General features: G+C 48.7%; 5 protein-coding genes. All 5 read right to left on the reverse strand.

The window, feature by feature from the left end; all coding sequences use genetic code 11:
• The coding region (locus tag WCO51_07730; protein MEI6513151.1) for an FAD-dependent oxidoreductase at window positions 1–284 on the reverse strand (284 nt) is incomplete at its 3' end.
• 140 nt (window positions 285–424) lie between these two features.
• A complete protein-coding gene (locus WCO51_07735; GenBank protein MEI6513152.1) occupies window positions 425–3,598 on the reverse strand; it encodes a PD-(D/E)XK nuclease family protein in 3,174 nt (1,057 codons plus the stop codon).
• 119 nt (window positions 3,599–3,717) lie between these two features.
• Window positions 3,718–4,734, reverse strand: a complete 1,017-nt coding sequence (gene corA, locus WCO51_07740) for a magnesium/cobalt transporter CorA (protein ID MEI6513153.1) — start codon at window positions 4,732–4,734, stop codon at window positions 3,718–3,720.
• A 34-nt stretch (window positions 4,735–4,768) separates the two neighbouring features.
• A complete protein-coding gene (locus tag WCO51_07745) occupies window positions 4,769–5,584 on the reverse strand; it encodes a PD-(D/E)XK nuclease family protein (GenBank protein ID MEI6513154.1) in 816 nt (271 codons plus the stop codon).
• Window positions 5,585–5,652: 68 nt separating this feature from the next.
• Window positions 5,653–7,092: a GAF domain-containing protein gene (locus WCO51_07750; protein ID MEI6513155.1), complete on the reverse strand. Its 1,440-nt coding sequence runs from the start codon at window positions 7,090–7,092 to the stop codon at window positions 5,653–5,655.
• Between the last annotated feature and the right edge of the window lie 67 nt (window positions 7,093–7,159).

Consider the following 7,159-nt stretch of genomic DNA (forward strand, 5'->3'; position numbering starts at 1 on the left):
GTCACGATCCGATTCTGACGGTCTAAATTGATTGCCTTTGTACCGGTACGGAGGTTGATTTTACTCGTCTCATAAAAGGCACGGTTCTTTATTTCGGGATAATCTTTGGAAAGGCTATCATCGAGAAGGAACTCTTTGGACAATGGGGGTCTGTCAATAGGTGGGTTTGGTTCCCAACCAATGAGAGTTATCGTCCCGACGTGATCGCGCTCACGGATATACTGTGCCGCCCAGGCAGATGCCTCTCCGCCCCCAACCAGCAAATACTTGACTGTCTCTTCCATTGTTTTCTCCTTTATTATGCATAGTCCTGATTATCAATACCCTACGAGGACAAGTCCTGTTCCTCGTTATATAAAGAGTAATTCGTCGTTCTTTTAGTTTTTCCTTCTTAATTCTTTGATTCCTAATCACCCAACCTCACTTAGTCAAAAGGAGTTGCGTTTAACGGTTCACCGTCGTGGTGGCCGAATCGGTCTACTCGGCAGAGGTCGCCGTAGGCGCAATGATTGCAGTGATCGCCTGGACGCGGAGTAATTTGTGCCTGTTTAAGCTGCATCGCAAGGCGAGCAACCTTTTTTTTGGTGGAGAGAAGCCATTGGTTGAATTGGGGAATCCCCATCGTTTTAATACTGCGAGAGTCTTCGCCGGCCATTGGCCGAGCGAATTGAGCGCGTTGGGAGGCTGGAATATCCAAGTTCAATAATCGGTCTCTGGCTCCTCGGGAAAGGGAGTCGTAGGCCGGAATAATGTTAGCGATACCGAATAGCTCCTTCAAAGCCATTGCGTAGAGGGGCATCTGGAGGGAGCCGCCGTTATCGACCTCAATCCACCTTTGCTGTCCTTCCAGCTTATAGTCAATTACCATTGCCAAATTGCCGTCCTCGTTTACGTCTACTCTGTCCATCGTGCCGCAGATATTGAGCGTTTCGCCGGTTGGCAAGGGGATGCTTAGCGGCTGGGGCTTTGAGTTGGGGTCAAGGGGACGATCTGAGGGCATATCGGGTTCCTCGGGCGCGGCAATCATGCCGAATGCCAACTCAAACATATTCGGCTGCAGTCCAAATGCGGCTTGATATAACGCCTCGCGAATCGCAAAACCGCTGAGCAGCTCATCCGCCAGTAATCGGAGCATTCTAAGTTCCCACGCGCTGCCATCGGGCGGATTCTCCTCCAATAGCTCATCAATCTCGCGTCTTAATTCAGCCGCTAGTGTTTCCGAATCTTCGCAGTTAGGCTTCTTTGAAAACCGTCTTCTCAAAGCCACATGCACCAATTGCCCCTGATCGGTGCGCTGAATTCCCTGATGAAGGGCATGAAGTTGCATGCAGAAGCGGGCTAGATGCTGGAGCGGACATCGGGCCAGCGATTCGAGTTCGGTCACAGGGAGGGTTCGTCCATTCCATGCTCTTAATTTAGCGGCATCATCGCCAAGCGTTTCCGGGCTACGCGGCAATCTGCGCCATTCGATTAAATCTTGCGTGATCGTCGGCCGTTCTTCAAGTAGCGGAATTCCCGGAGTTTCACTTAGAATCCCCGCGCCATATTCCGCCGCCAGGCTAAGCACTTGATCGGCTAAAGTTGTCGCTTCTTCACGTAATGGGGCGACTTGTGAGAGTTTATACTCTTTCGTCTTAACTGACCCAGGCGGAAGGGCGTCTCTGAGTTCATTTAAATAGAACGCGGGGATTGCATCCGAGTCATCACCGGTGCGGGGGTAGGTAACGTATAATTTTTCTGAAGGTAATGTCACCGCCAGATAGAAACGAAGCCGCTCTTCTTCTGCCCGCTCTTGACCCGTGGTAAGCTGCTTACCTGTCAATTCAGCTAAAAGTTGCCGCTCATCGTCTCTTAGGAAAGGTTCTTCATTAATCCGCCGTGGAAATGACCCTTCAAGAAGCCCGACTACAAAAGCGATTCTCGGCTCAAAACCACCGGCGTTTGCTGCTTCGAGTAATCGAACCCCTTTGTCATCAGTAGGCAATCTAAAAGTCGCTTCATCCCAACAAGTTTTGAGCCTTTCAAGATAGGAGCCATAAGGTTGAGGTTCATTACTTGATAACCGATCGAGGTCCGCAAGAGTTGTAAGAGCGTCGAAAGCTGCTCGTGTTGCCTGCCGGTCAGTTTTTTGAAGTGAAATATCGATTAAGGGGTTGGATTTTTCATAGCCAAGATCGTCGATCATCTCTTCGATATGTTTGTTAAAATCGGAAGCTGTTTGGGGTTTGCTGCTTACCCGTTCTTGCCAATCGATTAGCTTCTGGAGGAATTCGCCGGCCTCTTGCGAGTCTTCTTCCTGTATACATAGAGCAGCAAAACTTGCCCACTCCTCTCGCCCGTCTTTCACTCTGGCTTTGGCAGAGGCGCGAGCGATGCGTTGCGCTTGCCACCGATTCAATGGCGAATAACTGGAGGCGAGGATTTCTATGACCTGCCCGCGCCGCCAGTTGCTATCGAACAGTTCGAGAGTGCGTAAAATTGTTCTTGCAAGCGAATTTCGAAGCAGCGGCTCATCCCTTTCCCAGGTAAATTTGACCCCAAAGCGAGCTAAGACGGTGCTGACGATGGGCGCATAACCGTTCCAATCCCGTGCCACAAATGCCATTTCTTCAAACTTATACTCGCCGCTTTTTTGAATCCGATATGCCTCCCTCGCAATTTGCTCGATTTCCCCATAACGGTTTGGGGCATCGATTTCGATTATTTGCGGCTGTGCTGGCTCAGTATCCGTGCAATTCGAATGGAAGAGATGGTGGGAGAGCAGTTGCAGACTCAGGCTTTTTGCTCGTTGATTAACGCTTGGGAGTTGTGTTTCCTCGACATCAAAACGTTTGAGGAGATGAGTGCGGGCACGATCGGAGGCCGTAAATAATCGGGTTCTTTCCGGGTGCCAGGCAAGTGTTACTCCCACGGATGCGCCGCTTTTTGACAGTGCCTCCATTAAAGCAAATTGAGCTTCGTTTAGAGGCTGAAACCCGTCAAACCATACGGACTGAAAATCGATATGCGCCCCCTGTTCAACCGCATCGATAGCCGACCATGCAGTATCAGTCGGGGCGCTAACTCGAAGCTTGCCAAGGCAATGTAGGTACTCCTCCCACAAAGAGCATAGTTCTTGAATTCTCTCGATAAAGCGGCGATCGCTTGCCCTTTCCGAAGCTTGAAAGGCGATTTCGAGCAGCGAATCAGAGGTAAAACCGGCCTGAGAAAGCTCTTCAAGGATATCGACCAATCGCCGATGAAACCCTGGCATCATTCGAACCCTTCCGAAATAACCGTCTTCAGCCAGAACAATTTCCGCACATCGGCCAATCGCGCCAACGCGAAGCGCTCGGGAAGCAGTTGGCAGAATAGATTTTCTGTTCTGGGAAGCCAGTTGTTTGCAGAAGAAGTCCCAGGTTACAATCTGCCCTTCAGCAATTTCCGAAGCTTGATCTTCTTCTGGAATCCTTGCCTTTAAAGCCTCTGCTTGAGCGTGACCAGGGACAACAATTGTAGTCTGGCTCGGACGCTGGAGGAATTCAGCCAAACAAACCGCTGATTTCCCCGCCCCCGGCAGCCCTGTAACAAGTCTCAAAGGATAAGGCAATGCATGCATTCTAAGTCTTTCTTATGTTCACTTATCGAATAACTCTATGGATTCCGCAAACCATCCCTACACCCTTCCTTGGAAAAGGAGGAGGTTGCTTCGGCACAAATACCCTTGCGAGGACACTTCTACAGCCACTTCATACGTTTGAAATAGACAATAAAAACAACCCAGATCGAGGTGATTAGCAACAACGCGAAGGGGTAGCCGAAAAACCAACTAAGCTCCGGCATATATTTAAAATTCATCCCGTAAATTCCTGCGATGATCCCGGCGCTCATGAGCATGATTGACCATGCGGTCAAGGTTTGCATTGTTATGTTCAGGCGGTTCGAGTTCTCTGCCAGCTTATTGGATGTTACAGATAGATAGGTATCAAGAGCGTTCGACATCAAGTCTCGATAGGTGTCGATGCTATCGATTATCCTGACGAGATGGTCGTAGACATCACGAAAATAAGTGGAGCTTTTTTCGGCGAAGATTGGGATATCGCCCCGCAACAACACATTCACCACATCTCTAAGGGGAGAAGCTAAACGTCGGAAGCTCAGTAAGTCTTTTTTGAGGACGAAAATACTCCTTAAGACTTGCTGGTCGGCGCCTTCGAAAATCTTGTCCTCCATCTCATCGACTCTATCGGCAATATCATCGATAACAGGAAAGAAGTTATCAACCAACGAATCGAGGAGCGAGTAGACTGGAATGCCGACATCAGTATCCATTCCTTGAGAATTGCGCTCCCAACGAGCTAAAACTTCATTCACCTCTTTGAAGGGTTTATCATGAATGGTGAGAAGAAAATTTCGCCCGACAAACAGGTTCAGACGTTGAAAATCAACCCCCATAACCGAATATCCTAAAGTCTCATCAATCTGACGTGTAGCTTCACGAGCAGCGTAGACGACCATGTAATAGGTGCTGTCATATTCTTCGATCTTGGGCCGGTCATAACGAACGTTCAGGTCTTCAATCGCAAGCGGATGAAGTCCAAGTTCTTCCTGGAGAAGCTGTATCTCTTCAAACGACGGGTCTGTGGCGTCAATCCATAACAGATTGCCTTTTTTATCCAATAAATCGCTTATTTCGTGAGGCTCAATCTCTTTGCGAAATCCCGTATCCTGTCTATAACATATTGTCGTGATCATAATTTATAATTCTGCCTCATTTTTCATGTTCCTGCTAAGTCGGCGGTTGATTGTGGCGATTCTTGAGATCTTCCTCTGCGGCGTCGAAAATACTGCGGAATTCGGTGTCTCGGCGGCAAAGGGGGTTGAAGTCACAATCACGGCAAATCGGTTTGTAGATGGGAGATAAGTTCATATAATCGGCGTTGAGTATTTCGTTGGCTAAGAATAATATATCGGATTCGAGTTCATCTAATTCCTGATTGGAAAGCGAAGCGGAGCCTCGGGAGTTATCTCGCAGGGCAATGATGGTTGCGAAGTTTTCTTGCTCCGGATAGTGATATCGCGCTAGAAGCTGGTAGATAGACATTGCCAGATCGGTTTTCACTTCTTCCGGCAGGATATTGGTACGCCCGCTCTTGTAGTCGACAATCTCTATGCGGCCATCATCATACTCTTCAACGCGGTCTATTCGGCCTACGAGGTAGAAGTCGCCCATATCCTTGCGAAGCTGTTTCTCAACGAAGAGGGTATGAGAGGTAATAACGGCTTCTTCTTCCGCTTGGACGTAGCTTTCAAGAAACCGCTTCCCAAGTTCATGATGCTCCTGAGAACTCTCCTCTGATTCATAACCGGCATCGACCCAAACGGATTCGTAATCAGCTATCACATCCTGAAGGGTGCTAACCCCTGCTCCACCGCTTTGATGAAATCGTTGAAGGGCGCGATGCAATGTTGTGCCAAAGCTGTAAAAAGGCTTTGAACGCATATAAAACTTGCCGCGCGGGTCAATATAGCTCCAACGATACTTGACCGGACACGCAAGATAAACGCTAATTCGCGATGGGCTTAAAGTAGGTTTTCGAGGCATAATTTCCTTATGTAATGACCCTTTGGGAAGATTGCTTCAAATTATAACGAATTGGGGCGGGAAAATAGTTAGTCTCCGCATTTGAGGGAGCCGGCGGCTAGGTGGGCTAGGGTGTAGAAGAGTTCGGTATCGGCGATGGTGAATTGGCGGGGGGTTTGGCTCACACCGACCAAGACGCCGATACTTTTAGCGCCTCTTTGGAGTGGAACGCAGAGTAAACTCGCATCATCGCTCGGCCAAAGCGCGGATTGGTTCTTTGGGTCGATAATAATATCTTGAGCGGTTGCGGGCGCTTCAAATTCGATAACCCAACCAGGAATCCCCTGTCCTTTAGCGGGCGCATAATCATAGATGCTTTCAGCTAACCCAAGCATAAAATGGGTTCGCAATTGTTGGCCATCATAGATCATCGCTGCAAAGCCATCGAGATCAAGAAGTCCAAACGCTGCGTCTGCGATGGCCGAGAATACTTCTTCCTCAGAGTCTGCTTCACTAAGGTTCTCGGAAAGCTCATAAATCTGTGAATTAATGCGCGCCCCTCGCCCCACATCTTCAGCGAGAAATACGCTATCGAGCGCAATTGCCACTTGTGATGCAATTGCCGTGAGTACCGATTCATCGGCATCAGTATAAGCATCCGGCAGCAAGCTGGCGATCAAAACAAAGCCCATGAACTTTTCGCGACTAACCAGCGGTGCAATAATTGCCGAGCGAGTGCCCAAAGGCAGGAAGGCCGGAAGCGGATTATTTGCAGAATTCGGGTATCGAATCGCTTTGCGTCCTTTGACTGTCTCGGCGATAAGTCGACCGCGTTCTTCCGAACTTATAAGTGTATCTAATTCAAGTCCAGTCCGGGCAGCGAGCGCCAATTCTTGAGTATCCGGGTCGACGATATACACCGAGGTGACGGTGGAAGCCAAGTTTTCAGCTAATGCTGTGGCAAGGCTTTCCGCAATCCGTCCGGGATGCACATTATCTTTTAAGGAAAGAGCAAACTGTTTGAGTAACCGGATCTCTCTTTCCTGGCGATCGGATGTCTGGCGCTGAGAATTCATTTGGAGCATCAGAGGCACGAAACGGCTGATCATCGCAAGCGCTTCCGCATCTTCTTCGTTATACTCCTTGCCATCTTCGGGGTTGAGAACAGCAAGCGCGCCGATGCATGACTTGCCGGAAAGAATTGGAACCCCTAACCCTTTACGCATTATATTTGTTTCCGACAGCTGATCGTTATCATGCGATTGTAGGTTCACGGCTTTTAATGATTCTAAAACCGGTGCTAGAAACGAATCAGACGCCCGCATTTTCAACCCATAGATATCTTTTGATTGTTCGCCAGTAACGCCAACAAAATCGAGAATTCCATCAGGTTGAAGGAGGGTAAGAAGGGCTGTTTTAGCGCGCATGACCCGTGTAGCCTCTTCGACAACAAGTTGATAAAATTCTCGTAAAAGCTGCCGTTCGGTTATTGCTCTTACTAACCGGGAAACATCCGGTGTAGGTTTCATGTCAAATCCTTGCGCGTTCACGTAATTAGAGTAGCGTATTTATTTACAACTGTCAATAGGTATTAAG

This window comes from bacterium (assembly GCA_037131655.1).
Taxonomy (GTDB): Bacteria; Armatimonadota; Fimbriimonadia; order Fimbriimonadales; family JBAXQP01; genus JBAXQP01.

Excerpts from the sequence above, each read along its gene's own strand:
- corA (MEI6513153.1), bottom strand. The coding sequence starts at position 4,734 with ATGATCACGACAATATGTTATAGACAGGATACGGGATTTCGCAAAGAG.
- WCO51_07735 (MEI6513152.1), bottom strand. The coding sequence starts at position 3,598 with ATGCATGCATTGCCTTATCCTTTGAGACTTGTTACAGGGCTGCCGGGG.
- WCO51_07745 (MEI6513154.1), bottom strand. The coding sequence starts at position 5,584 with ATGCCTCGAAAACCTACTTTAAGCCCATCGCGAATTAGCGTTTATCTT.
- WCO51_07750 (MEI6513155.1), bottom strand. The coding sequence starts at position 7,092 with ATGAAACCTACACCGGATGTTTCCCGGTTAGTAAGAGCAATAACCGAA.